At 35.6% G+C, this 17,496-nt stretch carries 14 protein-coding genes; 2 read left to right on the top strand and 12 right to left on the bottom strand.

Annotated elements, in window-relative coordinates:
- Positions 1–29: 29 nt before the first annotated feature.
- Positions 30–233, top strand: a complete 204-nt coding sequence (locus ABJD64_RS10285; protein ID WP_348178385.1) for a helix-turn-helix transcriptional regulator — start codon at positions 30–32, stop codon at positions 231–233.
- A gap of 105 nt (positions 234–338) precedes the next feature.
- Here ABJD64_RS10285 and ABJD64_RS10280 read toward each other — a convergent pair whose 3' ends face one another.
- From ABJD64_RS10280 to ABJD64_RS10235, 10 genes are all read right to left on the bottom strand, one after another.
- The gene (locus ABJD64_RS10280) at positions 339–2,045 is read right to left on the bottom strand and encodes a hypothetical protein (RefSeq protein WP_348178383.1); all 1,707 of its coding nucleotides are present in this window, start codon (positions 2,043–2,045) and stop codon (positions 339–341) included.
- Positions 2,009–3,967 carry a hypothetical protein gene (locus ABJD64_RS10275; RefSeq protein ID WP_348178381.1) on the bottom strand — a complete coding sequence of 653 codons (1,959 nt, stop codon included), beginning with the start codon at positions 3,965–3,967 and terminating at the stop codon, positions 2,009–2,011. The genes ABJD64_RS10280 and ABJD64_RS10275 overlap by 37 nt, the downstream gene beginning before the upstream one ends.
- A 334-nt stretch (positions 3,968–4,301) precedes the next feature.
- On the bottom strand, positions 4,302–5,045 hold the full coding sequence (locus tag ABJD64_RS10270; protein ID WP_348178379.1) for a hypothetical protein: 744 nt from the start codon (positions 5,043–5,045) through the stop codon (positions 4,302–4,304).
- A 38-nt stretch (positions 5,046–5,083) separates the two neighbouring features.
- Complete coding sequence (locus tag ABJD64_RS10265; RefSeq protein ID WP_348178377.1) at positions 5,084–6,007, bottom strand: HTH domain-containing protein; 924 nt, start codon at positions 6,005–6,007, stop codon at positions 5,084–5,086.
- Positions 6,004–6,588 carry a hypothetical protein gene (locus ABJD64_RS10260; RefSeq protein ID WP_348178375.1) on the bottom strand — a complete coding sequence of 195 codons (585 nt, stop codon included), beginning with the start codon at positions 6,586–6,588 and terminating at the stop codon, positions 6,004–6,006. Before ABJD64_RS10260 ends, ABJD64_RS10265 begins: the two co-directional genes overlap by 4 nt.
- A gap of 5 nt (positions 6,589–6,593) precedes the next feature.
- Positions 6,594–8,303 (bottom strand): AAA family ATPase, encoded by a 1,710-nt coding sequence (locus tag ABJD64_RS10255; RefSeq protein WP_348178373.1) that lies wholly within the window; start codon positions 8,301–8,303, stop codon positions 6,594–6,596.
- Entirely contained in the window at positions 8,290–9,666 is a 1,377-nt protein-coding gene (locus ABJD64_RS10250; protein ID WP_348178371.1) for a restriction endonuclease subunit S, read from the bottom strand. The genes ABJD64_RS10255 and ABJD64_RS10250 overlap by 14 nt, the downstream gene beginning before the upstream one ends.
- Complete coding sequence (locus ABJD64_RS10245) at positions 9,653–11,899, bottom strand: N-6 DNA methylase (RefSeq protein WP_348178369.1); 2,247 nt, start codon at positions 11,897–11,899, stop codon at positions 9,653–9,655. Before ABJD64_RS10245 ends, ABJD64_RS10250 begins: the two co-directional genes overlap by 14 nt.
- A 1-nt stretch (position 11,900) precedes the next feature.
- On the bottom strand, positions 11,901–12,098 hold the full coding sequence (locus tag ABJD64_RS10240; RefSeq protein WP_348179488.1) for a helix-turn-helix transcriptional regulator: 198 nt from the start codon (positions 12,096–12,098) through the stop codon (positions 11,901–11,903).
- A 201-nt stretch (positions 12,099–12,299) separates the two neighbouring features.
- Entirely contained in the window at positions 12,300–13,931 is a 1,632-nt protein-coding gene (locus ABJD64_RS10235; protein ID WP_348178367.1) for a hypothetical protein, read from the bottom strand.
- A 625-nt stretch (positions 13,932–14,556) separates the two neighbouring features.
- Here ABJD64_RS10235 and greB point away from each other — a divergent pair.
- Entirely contained in the window at positions 14,557–15,021 is a 465-nt protein-coding gene (gene greB, locus ABJD64_RS10230; protein ID WP_348178365.1) for a transcription elongation factor GreB, read from the top strand.
- A 155-nt stretch (positions 15,022–15,176) separates the two neighbouring features.
- Here the strand turns inward: greB and ABJD64_RS10225 are convergent, their stop codons facing one another.
- The gene (locus ABJD64_RS10225) at positions 15,177–16,406 is read right to left on the bottom strand and encodes a sigma-70 family RNA polymerase sigma factor (RefSeq protein WP_348178363.1); all 1,230 of its coding nucleotides are present in this window, start codon (positions 16,404–16,406) and stop codon (positions 15,177–15,179) included.
- A complete protein-coding gene (locus tag ABJD64_RS10220) occupies positions 16,399–16,758 on the bottom strand; it encodes a YciI family protein (RefSeq protein ID WP_348178361.1) in 360 nt (119 codons plus the stop codon). The genes ABJD64_RS10225 and ABJD64_RS10220 overlap by 8 nt, the downstream gene beginning before the upstream one ends.
- Between the last annotated feature and the right edge of the window lie 738 nt (positions 16,759–17,496).

The following is a 17,496-nucleotide window of genomic DNA, read 5'->3' as shown; positions in this document are numbered from 1 at the left end:
AGTGCTTATTTTGAAGCATTAAATAAGAAATGGAAGACCGAATAAACAGAATAAAAGAAGTCCTCGTCATTCAAGGCAAATCACAAAAATGGCTGTCTGAGCAAATGGGTATTAGTACTACTGCGATGACAGCTATTTGCAATAATAAATCACAGCCTCATTTGAAGGATTTAAAACGTATGGCTACGATTTTGGAGGTTGATATTCGGGAGTTGTTGGTTAGTACAATATAAAAATCCTTGACAATAACTTTCTCCCACAGTGCTCACACACCCCTCGCTTTTCTGTCTGACCAACCTTCTATGAATTCTATTTAACATAATTTTGTTGTGTTCTACTTAATCGTACATAGACCTCCATTCGTCTACGAAATACTCGTTCTTGAAATACACATGAGCAAGTTTTCTAAGAAAACCAAAGCCAGAAGCATCGGTTCTGTATTCTATTGAATCATTTTCTTTCTTTTTCATGTACTCCTTAAATTCATTGATATTTGACTGAAACTCTATACCAGTCTCTACATAGAATTCATTTCCAAAATGTTTTTCAAAAAGAAGTTGCTCAATATCATATTTATCAAAATGTGGATAGGCAGTCTGAAGATTGATTTTATCCTTAAATCCGTCCTTAAAATCATCATACATCTGGGTAAAACTCAGGATAGCGGAAAATTCAAATAGTATTGTAATTAATAAAGTTGGTGGTAAATTCTTTGGGTCTGGATCTGATTGAATCTTCCCTTTATTTACCTTCTTGACAAGATCTAGCTCACTTCCAACCAACGGAAATCTTCCTCTAACTGTATTTATTATTAAGATACTTTCAGTTGTAGAAAACAAATATTCCCCTACAAATTTTAAGTCCTCATCCCTCAAATCATTCTTCTGTAGAAGAAATAAAACGACATTCAGAATTGAAATTGAGTGGTAATCAAGAATTGGACGGTTACAGCCATCATTGTTAGTTATAATTTCAATTAAAAGATCCTTTTGTATTCTTCTCAATTTCTTTCTCTTCCTTTGACTAGGTTCTTTAGAGAAGTTTGGAAAATGAAGCCTAGCTTCAAAGAAATAAATTAGATAATTCAAATATTCAAAACACCGAAGAGGATAACCGATTTCTTCGAATGGCCCACCTTGCTCAGAAAATAAACCGTTTTCAAGCCTGGCTATTGGAATTGTTTTCTCGAAATACTTATGTAACATTCTGTAATGGACACCGATAAGCTTCGAAAATTCCTTTTTGACCGATCTTCTAGCTTCCAATTTATTCCTTAGTATCCATGCCCAAGTTTTTAATAATAAATATGTTAAGCATTGCTTTGCTGCTTCAAGGTTATCGTTCAATTCACTGTAATGAAAAACAACGGATGCCAACAAATTTTGAGTTGCAAAAAATTTACTAAATGCCCTACCCTTCTTAATGTCACTTATCTTATCAATTTGTAAGTCTACAAGAGATTTAAAGTCATGAAAATCATTTTCTGGGGCGTCCAATAAGACGAGTGTCTTTTTGAATAATCTTAGACTTTGTTCATCAGTTAGCAGGTATTCATTAAATAAGTGTTTAGCAAATAAGTCAGTGAGATGATATATATCCCATCTTTCAAACTGTCCTTCTTTGAATTCCTTAGAAATAAAACCCTCAAATGTAGGTCTGATATTAGCTTTTAAAGTTCCATTATGAACAATGACAACCTTAATGGGAAGTTGATTGAATTCAGGAATAGAACTATCTGAAAAAGCTGTGTCCTTTGATTCAATAATCGATTCTCTAATTCCATCTCGACTAAAAAAATTCTTGTCGGTAATGTCTCTGTCAGCATGTCCCTTTAACTCAAAATAGTATCTATGTTGTTGGCCACTTTCATCAGAACCAATAGCAATTATATCTTTGCCATATTGAGATTGACCTTTTGATTCTTTAGCGGTTGATACTATCCTAAAACCAATTGTGTTAAGAAGAATTGGAAATAAATAATCTAATTCGGTATCCTCTTTTAGGCTTTCTAAGTATTCTCTGATGAAGATATTATTGCTTCCCATTCTTTAAATTCATTTTTCCAATTCTCTGTGTAATACACCCGATTTTGCCAATCAAACTTCTCTGGACTTATGTAATAATTTCTTGGAAGTTGAAAGCTAGAGCTTACGGCTGATAACTCAGAAATTTGCTTGTTTTCTCCGTGCTTCCAGCCACCCCCTTTCGCAAGAGTAACATTTGTAACTAAATTGAGAAAAACACTATTCTCATGGACGGATTCATCCAGTTGTTCGCTAAATTTCTCATAATAGTTTTCATTAAATATCCTTGAAATCTTCGATTGAGTATAACCTGGATTTAGTTCTTTAATTTTTGCCTTTCTATCCCAGTTCTCTTTAAATTCTTCGTATTTCAATGCAATTCGATCCATTATAGATTTATTATATCCATCCCTTAGATCTAGTAATTCCTTTAGCTCCTCGATGACCGAATAAGAATAGCTTTCGACTAACTCTTCGATCTTACATAAGAAAGATTCAACTACCAGAGGGTACTTACTATTCCTGAGTGATATTAATAATGGGAGTATTCGTTTTGGCTCAGGGTTTTCTTGAAATAATGAGACCCATAATTTTATTTGATCTAACTGGGGTAGATCAAGAATATCTATTCCAAATTGAAAGCCATTATTATTCCCATTCATATGAGATAATATTCTCTTCCCAACAAATCTTACTGCTCCGTTATCATCAATAATTAATTTAATTAATTGATAGCTAAACTTTGTTAAGTTGGAGTTTTCGTATTTATAAATAGGGAAATCAAACCATGACGCATTAAACTGATATGGATTATTTACTGCGTATCCTTTTAAAAATTCAAAGAAAAACGCTACATCAGAGAAATTGTCAAGAACTTGAGCAATTGAACTACAAAATGCCTTGTCAAGTTTTTCATTGTTCATCACATTAATTACTTCAAAAATATTCTCATCGTCATCTTTGATGAATTGCATTTCCCAAACTGTAGCTCTTTTTGTATCATCATCTAGGGTCAGCAACCACTTTAGTTTCTTATAAGCTTTTGCTTTTAGCGCTTTGCTCGTCAGATTCGGATTGTTGATGACACCGACATAGACTCTTGGTAGGTTGATGAAGTAAAGCCCTTCTTTGCTCTTGATACCATCGAGAATTTTTAGCAATTCAACGGCTTGTTTATTGTTATCTATAGTAGCTCCAGCTATTACTCCTGCAATTATTACACTATAGTCATCCCTTTTGCTTAATTCTTGAAGCCTAATTAATTCTTTCGTTGGGTTTTTTTCATAAAGACCAAGCAATACAGATACATTTAAACTAAATACTGGATTTTTCTCAATTAACTTAAAAAGTGCCTTTCCTTCTTTTGGATTAGAAGACGAGAACTTTCTAATACCTGCTGTTAATTCTCCAAGATTCATGTTGAATTGGACGTTCTCCGATACTTCTTCAATAAGGTGGATTAAAATTCTTTTAAGCTTTCCTGGTTTAATTTGAAGCTGGTAGAGAGATATTGAGAAGGCTTTATTTAATTCATACAAGAACTTATCATCATCGCTCTTGTGCAATCCCAATGCAAAAGCTTCAAAATTCTCAGCAAACTCTTGATTCGCTTTTGTTATCAATAAGCCTAGGAAATGACTCATCTGCTCTGTAATACCTAAAATCACTTTGCCTTCGTTCCTGAATTCATCTCTTACTTTCTTGTAGAATGATATTGTATTTTGAAAATCCTCAGTTAAAGCGAAGCCTTGTTTTTTTGCATAGAATTCGAATAATAAATTTGTAAACTGGCTAGTTTCTAGTACTTTAATTTGATCTCCGGTCTGTTCTATAATTTCCAACTCCAATAGTGGATCAAGCCGAAATCGTATTTGATCTTTTCCAAAACGGAACAACTTAAGCTCATCTACTTTGCGTACCAGATCACGTATTTCTTTAGTCAATTTTTTTATAATTAAATCATTACATATTTATATTGACAAGTTAAGAGTTTTAACTGGTAATTTAATGCCAAGTAAGTCGCACACATTCACCTTTCCTCTCCTCTTTTCCCTACCCAAGAAAAGCTGAAAGAGTGCTACGGTACTGCCAGAAATCAAGTGACTGCAATCAAGTAAGAAAAAATGCCAACTCGCACTATTAATCCCCACGCTCAACCCAAAGCTGATTTAACATAACACAAAGACATTATATAACACAACTAGGGATTTCCCGTAATACGAACGCAGTGAGTATTGTATCAGATAATTAGAATTGTTAATCGGATAATTAAAAAAGTTAATTCCGTCTACGATATGTATTCCTGAAGACTTTCAAAATATGTAATAATGCAGAACGAATGTCTTTTCTGAAAATCAACAATCCACCAATAACTACAGCAATCCATTTATAATCTTCATTAGATTTCTTTACAATTGATGGCTCATCGTTATATATCCATTTCTTGAGTTCTATACCTTTCAGAATTTCATGTTCAATTTCAGAATGAACATTTTCTAGGTCTTGACCATAGAAACTACTTAGATCAATGTCCAAGCAATTCAACATTGAATCCTTGTACAATTGCATTTTATCTTCAGGCACTGGATTTGTTACTACGATTTCAATTGCAGTTTTATTATCGTTTTTATCAAACAGTAATAAATCGGGTCTTTTTTGTTTGTGTTTTTCTACTGGAAAAGCTGGCTCAGCTATAGCTTTTATATATTCGAAATTGATTGACCTCCCATTTGATCTAGGGACTCTAAAGTAGTTACTTTTTTTCAAGAGTTCTTTTGCATAAAGATGAATATCTGTTTCTCCTTGTCCACCTGTGCAGTTGGAATTTTCATTTTTGTGAGAGAAATGATTGGTGAATATTCGATTTAAATCTTTCTTCTTCTTGGCAGTTACATTGGATACAACAGCTTCCCCGCAAACCGGGCAATTACATCCACACCTTAAACCGACTCCAGGTTTAAAAGAATTGACAGAAATGTATGAGCCATTCTTAACAGCTGTATGAAACTTATGATTCTTCATTCAATAAGATAATGGTTAACAGCTTGTTTTTTGATGAGCTATATCTTGTTTTTAAAGATTTCAATAAGGTCTTCAACCTCTTTGATTTCATCATACTTTTCATCTCTTACTTCTTTTGAAGAAATATCATTCTTAACTCGAGCTATGAATTCTCGGAAGTCAGCATTCATCATTAATTTATCTACCGTGTCCCAGTCAACAAAGTCCCTTTCTTCAGCTGAGAATATTTCTTCTGAGCTATCTGGATCTTCCAAATCAAGTTGAATCACTCCAATGCCAAATGAATTGCTCAGTCTTTCTAGCTCAATTAGAAAATCTCTGTCAATTTTGATTTCAGCTGCTACCAAATACCCCTGATGAGCCCAAGAAGAATTGGATACTGCTTGGAAAAAGCTTTCTCTTAAATTCCCAAATGACAAATGGGTCTTAAGTTCGAATGAGTATAAACCAATTTGTGCATCTCCCATTAATTGACTGAGATCATAAACATCATGCTTCCAGTGATTTTGAGGAAAGTAGCATGCAACCATGTCTGGATGAACCCATGCTCCAAACTCTTTCTTTCTTGATTTTGAATGATTTAATGTTTTGGGATATGCGCCAAGGTGATTTCTTATATAGTAAGCTAATACTTGATGTAGGTCTTTTTCTTTATATCCTATTTTCTTGACCTTTTCTTCTTTCTCAAGAACCTCTTCCTCGTCAAAATTTAGAGATTCTTCTGGTGTTACTCCAGGAATATAAAAGCGTTTTGGTCTCGTACCAACATATTTAATGTTAGGATTGTCTGGGTCATTAGCAGAAGTATACAATCTCGCCAAAAGTGTTTGTTCGGGAGTCTTACCAATGGTTTCTAGTCGATCTACATATCCTTTCTCTTTTGCTACCTGCCAAATTTCTGATCCACTGAGTGGTTTTTGGCTTTCTTGTAAAACTCGTTTTGCTAGATCTAGAAATTTCATAGTTTGCTATTTATAAACCACCCTTCTCTTTTACCGACACACAAAATATTCTCAATCAGATAGGGTTTTAATTCTTTCAGAATATCAGGAAAGTGTTCTCTTTTAACATGTCTTTTACCTTTAAGCACTAAGCTCTTAACATGTCCTTCTTTCACTAAGGATTTTGCTCCATCTTTTGCCCCACTTTGCAGGTAAACTTCATTAGGATACCAACCTTTATGAAGAGCTATCCTTTGTGCTGTGTCATAGCTCCAAAGATCACCTAAGCGCTCTGTTTGAGCTTTTACTTTTTCAGTAACTCGAAATATATCTTCAAATGATTTGGCATTTTCAAGTTCTGACCAAAACGGATGAGTTAATAGCTTTTCTGCCCCTTCCTTACACTTCTTCTTCCCCACCCTCCTTTGATGACTTGCAAAAGCTGTTTTACTTGTTGAGCATGATTTAATACCTGAAGGTATGATTGCTTGTGCCGCATTTTGCACAGCTTCTTCAAAGCTCAAGCTTCTGTAATAGTCTTCAACATCTGAATAATATTGTTGTGCTTGAGGTATGTAATCTTGAATTTCTTTGATCTTCATTCTAGTTAATTTTCATGAAATTCATTTTGCACTCTCAAAACTTCCCTAATAAGCACTTTAAAATTGTTGTAAGCGGTATCATCAAAATTCTTATAATTTCTCTCGATAATGCCTTTTGCTTTTGTCATGCTCTCAAAGTCTTTAAACTTAGTGCCATTTTGAATTTGATCATTCAACAATGGTTTATAAGCATTTACATCAAAATAGTCTTCCATGAAAAATTCCTTTAATTCTTCTGGAAACTCAGTATGTCGAGGATGTGTAATGCATTTAACATTTTGACTCTCTTCTGATAGCAAGTCTTTAACTGATTCAATACCTTTTTTTCCAGCACCATCTTCATCGAAGGAACAAATACACAATTGGTTATCACCCAAAATAGGTAAAATAGACTGCTCTAAAATTGCTGCAACATTGCCTGCACCACCACAATTAATGATAAGAAAGTCGAATTGATTGAATTCAGTCTCAAACCTTTTTAGAGCTTCTTTGAGGTAATTGTAATCATTGGTGCCCTCTAGCAACAGAATATCTTTTTCTGTGGATGCTATTAGGGTAGCATTCATCAACGTAAATACGCCTCCAGATATCTCAGAAAGATGCTTTTGCCTGTCAACTGGATATACCGTTACTCCATCATTAGTCTTGTTTGACAATATGAAGACATTATCATTTTCCAAGGAGTTAAGTAAACTGGGAGAATGTGTTGTTAACACAGTGAATTGATCTCCCTCACTGATTAATTTTTTTAGCTCCTTTTTCCTTTCAATATGTACATGCGAATCGGGTTCATCCAGAAGAATCAGTGTGCTGGAATCTGCCAGAATCTTGGTAATACAATTCACTAGGATCAGTTTCTTTTCGCCTTCACTAAGCTTGCTAACATTCAGATCATTAAAAGCAATATTGATTGAATTTATGACCTTTTGAGTCTTTACCTTTTCACTTCGTTGAGGCATTGAGGTAATGAACAAGTAGTAGAATATTTTCTTAGTGAAGTCTAGGTTATCCACCTGATTTAGTTCTAACGTCCTTATTTCATTTATGTGTGCTGTATTTTCCTTAGAGTCCTTTTGAAGATCGACCAATCTTCGCACTAGAGACAGTGCTTCATTAGTTTCAAAAAGACCGTATTTATCCTCATCTATATTGAATTTGACAGTAACATCTTCACTTATGTTCAATTCATCTTTGAGAAAGTCTTTAATTGCGGCATTATCGGAACATAAAAGTGTGATAAGCGCAATCTCCCAAGAATACTTATTGAGGTATAACAAATGTGGGATCACCTTATTCTGCTTTTTTAGATCCTGAAAGAAATCTGCATAACTATCAAGATAGACTTCATCCCATAATCTCATTTCTTCACCACTGTAAGAGGTGATCACATTTGCTGGGAGGTAATCATGATATTTGGATTTGGCGATCAGTTTTCCAATTCCAACAACTTTCATTTTATCGTTTGAAAGTTTTATTTGCCTATTCGTTCCGTCCTCGCTCTCTATTCGGAGGTTGTAAGTCAGAGAAAATGTAAAATCGATAGCTGTTCCATGATAATAGTGAGAAAATATCAAGCTAATCGCTTCTAATACGTTACTCTTTCCAGACCCATTCAAGCCGATAAGTGCAGCATAGTTTGAGCAATTTGAAAAATCAAACTTGCATTTCTTCTTCAGATTTTTGTATCCATCTATTTCAAGGCTAATCAACTTCATAATTGAATATTTCTTTTTCAAAATTTGAAAGCGCCTCAACCCTTTCTTGCTCAGATTTATAATTCAGATTTAAAATCTCATCGTTTACTTGGTTGAGATGCCTGGCAATAGACTTTTGATTTTTTAGCGGAGGCAGGGGGAATTTTAAATTCATAAATATGCCTTCATTGATTCTAGGCATCCTTGCACCACTTGTCTTATCGGCTATTTGCTCCTGAATAATGAATGAAGAAAGTATTCCTTTGAAATAATCTTTGTCCACCGTTTCATTAATGCTGAAAACAAAAAATTCTGAAGAGCATATTATATCATCGAACTCTGTGTTATTAATCCAATACTTGTTAAGGTATGGTCTTAGCTTCCCATAAATAAAAAACCCTTGTGGTACTTTTAAAGTCTGACTCTTTACGGCTTTTCCATTGATCAATGGTAATTCTTTAATTTGTCCCAAATCCTTCTCAACATTTTCCATTCCTATATAATGGAAAGTTTCATTTGGGTACTTATAACTTTCAAACCTTAATGATTCCTTATTATCCTTCTTGTTAAAGAATTTGATAACATCACGGATCGTAATTACTGGAAATGCTGAATTAACTTGAAAATCGCCTCCCAAAAGATGAAGAACGTCCCACCTTTTGGTATTTCTCGACCGGACAAAACGAAGTAAAGTGTTCTTTTCAAAACTGTCTCCAGAACTTATTTCTAACTCTCTCTCTATGTATGTCTTTATAGAACTCAACTGGTTTATTGCCTTTTCAGCCTGTCCTTCAGATAATCTGATTTTCTTATTGTATTCTCCAACGATTCTTTCTTGCTCTTTCAAAGATGGAAGAGGAATCTTTTGTTGAAGAAATAGATCTATGTCAATTCTTTGGCGGTTGGTAGTCCCACTACTGCAGCTTTGAGCAAAGCTCACAAAAGCCTTCGTTGTAGTGATTAGAACAAGGAATTGGGTATTAATTCGCTTATTATCTACATTAAATGAAGGAAAATCATTTGTTACAATTGCTCCATCAAGCTCTGGTGGAACTAAACCAAAAGCACCATTTCGGGCATCAATCTTTGACATGATGAATTGACCGGGCCTAACAATATATTGACGTTTAGTACCAATATTTTCGCCTTTTTCAATGTCACGTTGAACTACACCATTATTGTTGATTTTGATGGTTACCCTTTTATATTCCTTATCATCTTCAATTTCAACAAGCTCTTTATTGCGAATAAGAAATTTCCCAATTGGGGCCAATTCATATTTATCATTGAAACCAAAAGACGTTTCAAGCAAATAGCGGACACTCCAGTTTGTCAATAATGAATACCGGAAAGAGTTAAGATATGACGCCTTAGGATTTTTCATAAAATACTTCAGGTTCATTAGCTACTAATCTGTAGATATCTTCCTCTATTATTTCATATTCTACTTTTTCGAAAGCGTTATTCCACAATTCATTTTCTTGTCGGTATTTTTTGAATTCTTCAGCTAGAGGTTCTAATTCATTCTCGATCACAGCGCCTGTGGTACTAATGCCTGCCTTCTCGACCTCTGCAATAGGTATTTCGTAATCAAACTCACTTTTTATTTGAGCTTTGATTTCAATAATCATTTGGTCTTCTAGAGCTTTAAGTTCTGCTCTTACCTTTTTCTTTTCCTCTTTGTTTAAGCTCTCCTTACCCTTTAAGGAAAGTTTCTTTTTCAATGGGTCTATTGAAGTCGTAAACTTCTTTTTTATTGCTTTTGCAGCATTTTTCTGTACTTCACTATACTTCTTGGTTTCATCCTCAGTAAACTTCTTAAAGAATAGTAAACTTGGTTTAATCGTAGCTCCAGAAGCAACAAATACATCTTGGGGAATGGACGTAATCAAGACTATTTTGGCCTTACTCTCTACATAATCACGAACTCTCTGAAGGTTCGTATTATTTAAAACACCTTCTGGCAAAACGATCCCCATTCTTCCTCCAGGCTTAAGTAGATTCATGCATCTTTCTATGAAAACCACTTCTGTTAAAGTGCTCAAAGAACCAGTTTCAAATAAGTCCAAAAGCGGCTTATTAAGATTGTCGTTTATTTGTTTGAGTGCCTTTTCATAAGCCGATCCATACCGTTTCTTATACTTGTTTATTCTGGCTTGATCTCTATACTTATCAGCCTCTGTTATTTTAAGTGACTTCTCGATTCGTGATCCAAATGGTGGGTTTGTTAGAATTACATCAAAGCGGTTTTCAAAAATGCCGTTTACATTCAGTAAGCCATCGTTGTGATGTACACCTCCATGACCATCTCCATGCATGATCATATTCATTTTTGCAGTTCGGCTCATTCTTGGATTTGCATCCGTTCCAAAAATGCAATCATATGAAAGCACCCGTAATCGACTCTTTTCATTATTAATATCCAATTCAGCATTGAGTTTGGTAAACAGGTCATTCACCTTCTGATCAACAGCCTCTTTGTCTTTTTCATCGAGCTTTTCGTATTCTGCTGTATAAAATTCCTTTTTAATATTCTCCTTGGCTTCATGAATTTCTGTCTCGATTTTGGCTCTTACATATTCGAACGCTTTAATTAGAAAACCACCACTTCCACAACATGGATCGCAGATGATTTCACCCTCTTGAGGATCCAGTACTTCTACCATGAAATCGACAATTGTTCTTGGTGTAAAGAATTGTCCAAGCTCACCTCTAAATGTTCTGCCCAAGAATTTCTCGAAGGCAATACCTTTTACATCGTCTGAGGTTGTAGATAGATTATAAATTTCAAGTTCCTCGACAATAGCTTCGAAGCTATTTTCCCTTATTCTGATATGGTCGTTCTGATCAAACAGATCATCGTCTTTAAACTCATCCTTTGCTTGCTGGAATAAGAACTGATAAAATTCCAACCCATCTTTTGGCCTGAATTTTTCATAACTATCCCTCGCTTGTTTGAATTCTTCTTTACTAAATATCTGATTACCTGTATTATTTCTTTCGTACCTGATTTTGATGAATAAAATCTTACTTATTTCATCAAATGCAGCCTCAGGAGAAAGCTTATCATTATTCCGAATGATATTATGACATTTGAAAAGAAGCTTTGAAAACTCATCCCTTGTGAATGCTTTAGTCTGCTTGAGAAGTTCGCTAACTTTTTTATCATTATTGATAATTGAAGCGTCTGGAATATTGACTACTTCTTCAAGTTTCTTCGGCAGCTTTCCCTTTTGCACCCTAAAAACTCGAGTTTCCTTAAGGTTAGTGGTGACAAAAAAGTCAGCTCCTGCCCATGAGGCATAATTATACCCTTGGAAGTAATCATCTTCCCGAATTGTAATGTGCTCAGCCTTACACTCAACTACAATTTTTGCGCTGTTGGAGTCTGATTTATCCTTTTCTGATTTCCAAATGACAATATCGGCCATTGCCCTGCCTTGTCCTCTTTGGGAGTTACTAACCTTAACTTCTTGAGCCATTTGGTTCAATGAAAATCCATACTTGTCGACTAGTCGACATATATACTTTTGCCGAACTTCTTCTTCAGGTTTTAGCACCAACCATTTATCTAAAAGCGGTGCGAAGATCTTATTGTCTTTTATTTGAATTTCCATACTATTGATCTTCTTTGGTTAGTAATAAATCTCTTGGGTCAACTTCCAGGATTTCAGCAATCTTATAGAGGTCTTCTATGCTTGGTTGCCTTCTGTTTTGGACGTATCCATTTACCATATTAAAACTTTTACCCAGTTGTTCTGCTAGCCATACTTGTTTCAAATCTTTCTCAATTAAGACTTCTTTTATTCTATTCATCATGCTGCCATTTGATGAATGACCAAATTAGTCAAATGATCATATATATCATAATATGATATATGATTAATGTAAGTCAAATAGAAATATTATTTGCTATTATAAAAACCTTGCTATTATAATCATTCAGATGTAGGAGAAATGATATTTTATTTCATCATTTTTGCTATTCATTAGGCACATATCAGCTTGAAAGCAGGATTACTTGGCTTTTACTAAAGGAAATGAGTAGCCCACCTGGGCTTGAAAAAAGTCCTGAGATCTAGTGTCGTTTACAACTGACAGCCGATAGAAAACTTGATTGATCTGGTTTTGATTTGGGCGAAATGAAGCGTTGAATTCGTATATTCTAATCCATGAGTCCTGATAGTCGAACCCTGAATTGAAACCTGAAAACTTGTTTAGTGAAAATCTTATATCGAAATCCCATCTGGAGTCTGGCCTAAATTCCAATATCAGTGAGCTGTGTAATTTTAATGACGGTTTGACTCCTTTTTCACCAAGATCTGAATTTTCAAATACTGTTCCGATTATACCAACTCCAAAATTAGATTTTATCGTAAACTTATAGCTTGGAAGATCTAGTCTCATAACGTTTAGATTTGTTTCCAATCGCATAAATGATCTTTGATATAGGTCCAAAACTTGGATTACTGAGTCCTCTCGTACTGGAAGCTCCAATTCTTTATTGTCGATTTTCGAGATCGTTAATTTTGGCTGGACATAATTGAAAATTACGAACGCATTTTCCTGAGAATTTACAACCACTTTCTTTGATACTTCAGTTTGAATTAACCCATTGGGTTGGCTATCTGATAACCCGATTAGATCTGAGTAAATTCTTCCAACAAAAAGATATTTTGTTTCTTCTTTATATAGCTCAATAGAGGTAGAAAAATCATCGTTTGCATCAGCTTTAACATGATAAACATTGTTTTTTGGGCTATAATCATCTGACTTCAAGCTTGGACTTGGCACATAGGTAATGAGATCTGAGAGTTTCAAGACTATTCCGTCAAACGGGTCATGCAAATTTCGAAGCTGTACCTGAGACATCGCCTCTACATCTGAAAAAGACGAAATCCCTATAGGATGAAAATTACGATAGGTGCGCAGTTCCTCTACTTTTCTTTCTGAATATTCGTTCTTTTCCTCATCATAGTGGTAATCAAAAACATCTAGACTCCCTTGAACCAAGAGAACTCTAATGGAGCCATCTAAAATTTCCATTGTGATAGATTCAATCTTAAACTTTGAGATATAACCCTCTTCTTCTAATCCAGCATCTTTTATTCGTGAAAATTCATTAATTAAAAAATCTCGTCTTGCAGTAAGTTTTTGTATCCTTTTTTTTCTTTTCTGCTTGATAATTTTCTTTTTAACAGAATTAATTTCATCATCAATATTTGAAAAGACCTTTGATCGAAGCGTAATTTCGTTTTTGAATGACATTATTCCGGCTAGTGGCGCAGGCGATTCTTGTGATGAGTGCCAGCTGTAAATACTAATGAATTCTTTAGTTATTAAACTATTCAAATTATCAGCTAGATCGTCAGGGACACCGCCCCCGAGTAGTTTACCAATTTTGTTTTGAGCCAATTTTCGAAATATGTCAATGTCCAAATTGACCAGGGTAAATTCTTCGGGTGTGTCTTCTCCTTTCTTAATAATTACTTTGAATTCTTGGTCACTAATGGCTTCAGCAGATATATTAAATATGTCATCCTCAAGTTTTATTTGATTCAAGTACTTGTCCTGTCCAAATGTTATACTGGGTAATGATGAAAGACAGAACATGGTAAAGAACAAAAAATGTTTAGAAAATGATTTCATTGCGATTTTTTACCGAAATGTATTCTCTTAGCGTAAAAAAATCAATACCCAACCTCAGGCATTTAACATGTTATTAATCGGCAAAAGGGCATAAAAAAGTGAGCTCTGGCCCAATTTTGATTTAGGTAGTGAATACGGTTACCGAGACATCGACTCGCGTCTTGCGGGCCTTGGCGGTTTACATCACCTGAGTAGTGATGACATTGACCTTTTTAATCAGTTCACAATAGATGCCCGATTCTGTTTCATAGAGTACCCCTATCGCCATGAGTAAGGGGTTGACATGTGGTACCTTATAACCACACACATTCACCTTTCCCCTCTCCTTTTGTCCAACCCGGGAAAAGCTGAAAGAGTGCTTAGATTCTTCTAGAAATGAAAATAACGGTTTGATTGATGGAGACCCCGCTCAGACTGGCCGTCCGCACCTCGCCGGCCGCGCCCAAAGCTGATTTATCCGGGACGCGAAGTCATAACACGAATCCATTATATAACATCTGTTGATTGTTCTGCACAAACAAACTATCCATCATTATATTATCTTGCGAAAGTTTTCAAAACAAGATCATTTATTATGAGGCGAAAAATCCCAGAATCAACGCTACCAAAGCTCAATCGCTCGCAAATGATTACTTCCGAAGGCTTACAAAAATTAAGGGAAGAACATGATCACTTGTGGCGAGTTGAACGTCCAGACGTAACCGCTAAAGTGTCATGGGCCGCAAGTTTGGGAGATCGTTCAGAAAATGCCGATTACCATTACAACAAAAAACGTCTTCGGGAAATTGACAGTCGCCTTCGCTATTTGCGCAAGTGTATTGACAACTTTAAAATTATTGAATATCACCCCAACCAAGAAGGAAAAGTGAGTTTTGGTGCTTGGGTAGAACTTAAAAACGAAGAGAAAGGTTTTCAAAGACGTTTTCGTATTGTTGGTTACGAAGAGTTAAAAAGTAACAAAGATTATATCTCTATGGACTCCCCCATGGCTAAAGCGCTTCTTGATAAAACTGTTGGAGATGAAGCTATAGTTAAAACCAAAATGGGTGATTTTGTATGGGAGATTCTTAATATCGAGTATGAGCAATAGTTTTAACTATTGAACAGCACATTTCTTAAAAAGGGTAAGCTACTGAATGTGAATAGCATACGTGTCGTAGTTGAAGTTTCTCAATGCTCAGCCTTGGCTTCGAAATAAGATTTCTCCCGCACTGGTCGAAATGACAATTCATTATTGAGCCTTTGTTAAACTTTACTTAGCGCTATTTCAAGCTTTCTCTGAATCAAAGCTGTTTCATTTTCTTTCTTGACTAGTTTCAGCGCCTTGTTCAAATTATTGATTTCCAGGTCTATATCCTGGTCCATTCGGTACAGCTCAGCCAATAAACAGAAGTAATGTGCATTGTCTTGAAGCTCTAGTTTAAGTGCTTCTACAATAGCTTTTTGTGGAGATTGTGCTTTGGCTAAGGCGTAAGATCGGTTCATCGCAATAATTGATGAATACTCTATGGTCAGAAGTTTGTTATAAAGCATGAGTATTTGGTCCCACTTACCTTCTTGGTCTTGAGTATGCCAAAAGGCGATGGTGGCTTCCAAATTATATTTGGAAACCCTCTCTCCTTTTGAGGCCATTTTTAGATATTGTATCCCTTTTTGTATGAGCGCCTGATCCCATTGAGATTGATCCTGTTCGTCATAGAGCAAATCACCGCCTCCATCTGATTGACGGGCCTTCAATCTGGACGCTTGAAAACACATGAGAGCAATCAAAGCCTGGACATGGTCCACCTCAAAGTGTCGTTGATTAGATAGGAATATGCCTAATCTCATGGCTTCCCAGCACAGTTCATTTCGAATATTCTCTTCATCCGTACTGCTGTAGTAGCCTTCATTGAACAGCAAGTAAATTACTCTCAATACATTATCCAATCGGTCTTGATAGTCTGAAGCTGTTAATTCATCTTCTATTGAGAGTCTCTCTTGAAGAGATTTTTTAGCTCTATATAGTTTCTTATTGACTGACTCTTTATTGGAAAGCAGGGCTTTGGCAATCTCTTCTGTGCTAAACCCACATAGAATTCGAAGGGCAATGCACAACTGTGCTTCGCGATTGAGTTCCGGGTTGCAGAGCAAAAAGATCATTCTCAATTGACTATCCTCGATGAGTTTTTCGGTAATCTCAATCGATTCAAATGCTTCCGATCGAGTAGAAACTTCTTTGCTGATATTATCCTTAAAGTTCTTCTGACGACGATAATCTTCATAATAGAGGTTTTGCGCCACCTTTCTTAACCAAGCCCGTGGGTACTGAGGAATGCCCTTGTGAGACCAAGCTTTCATGGCCTTTAAAAAGGTCTCTGAAACTATGTCTTCAGCTAGCTGAAGGTCTTTAAGGCCATAATAATTGCTGAGTACAGCAATCAAGTTACTGTACTCAGTTTTAAAGATCTCAGATAGCTTCTGTTGATCAATCATTTGGGATATCTCCTGTTGGCATCACTTCTCTGACTTCTACTTTTCCACCGTTGTCTAGTGCCGGGCATCCTTTGGTCAGAGCGACAGCTTCTTCCAGATCTTTAGCAGTTACGATAGTGAAGCCTCCCACAATCTCTTTAGTTTCTGTGAAAGGGCCATCTGTGATTGATCCATCGGCATGCACTGTCTTGCCTTCGAAGCCTAGGGCTTCACCAGCATTCTTAAGTTTTCCTTGCGCTCCGATCCCTCCGATCCAATCCATCCACAATTTGATTTCAGCTTCTATTTCGTCAGGTGTAGGCTCAAAATTTGGATTTGGTTCACTACGGAAAAGCATCATAAAATCTTTCATGTCTTTTTGTTTTTAAGTTATTAAATATGATTTTAATTCTTTAATGATTGAAGTCTATTAAATAGGACAAGCATTGAAGGTTTTATTTAAAAATAAATTTGAAACGGTCATATTAATTCTTCTTTGACCACTTTCTTCACCGGTATTACTTTTGTAGTTCTATGAACAAACTCATAAGATCACAGTGTAGTCTTCCCTGAAATATTAATATTTTGGTTGGTAAGTGAACTGATTTATAAAGGTTTAGAATAGTAGAATTAGTATCGCACACATTCCCCTTTTCCTCTCCCATTTTCATCCCAAAGAAAAGCTGAAAGAGTGCTACGATACTGCCAGAAATGAAGTGACTGCTATCAAGAAAAAAAGCCAACCCTAAACTATTAATCCCTGCGCAAAACCCAAAGCTGATTTATCCGGGACGCGTATTCATAACACGATAACATTATATAACACTATGCAGTTTGTGTGCTGGATAATAAGTCTGCTTATGAAGTGAGTTATATAATGATATTATGTTAACCGCTCCGCGGACGGCAGCAAAGCTGGACTATGACGTGCACGTTTCTGATTGATAATTTTTTTGGTTCAGTGCTTCTAATGACGTTGTTATATAATTAGACGTTATTATTAAGTAGCCGCTCGGCCAGCGCCACAAGCCGACCCTGTGCCGTGCTCTGATCCAAAGCGTCTAATAATTTTTCTTTTTTGGCCAACGGGCGAAAAGAGTTTTTCCAACCG

The organism is Reichenbachiella sp. (assembly GCF_039944555.1).
GTDB lineage: Bacteria > Bacteroidota > Bacteroidia > Cytophagales > Cyclobacteriaceae > Reichenbachiella.
Note: the sequence above shows the minus strand (reverse complement) of the source record. Positions and strands in the feature narration are given on the sequence as shown.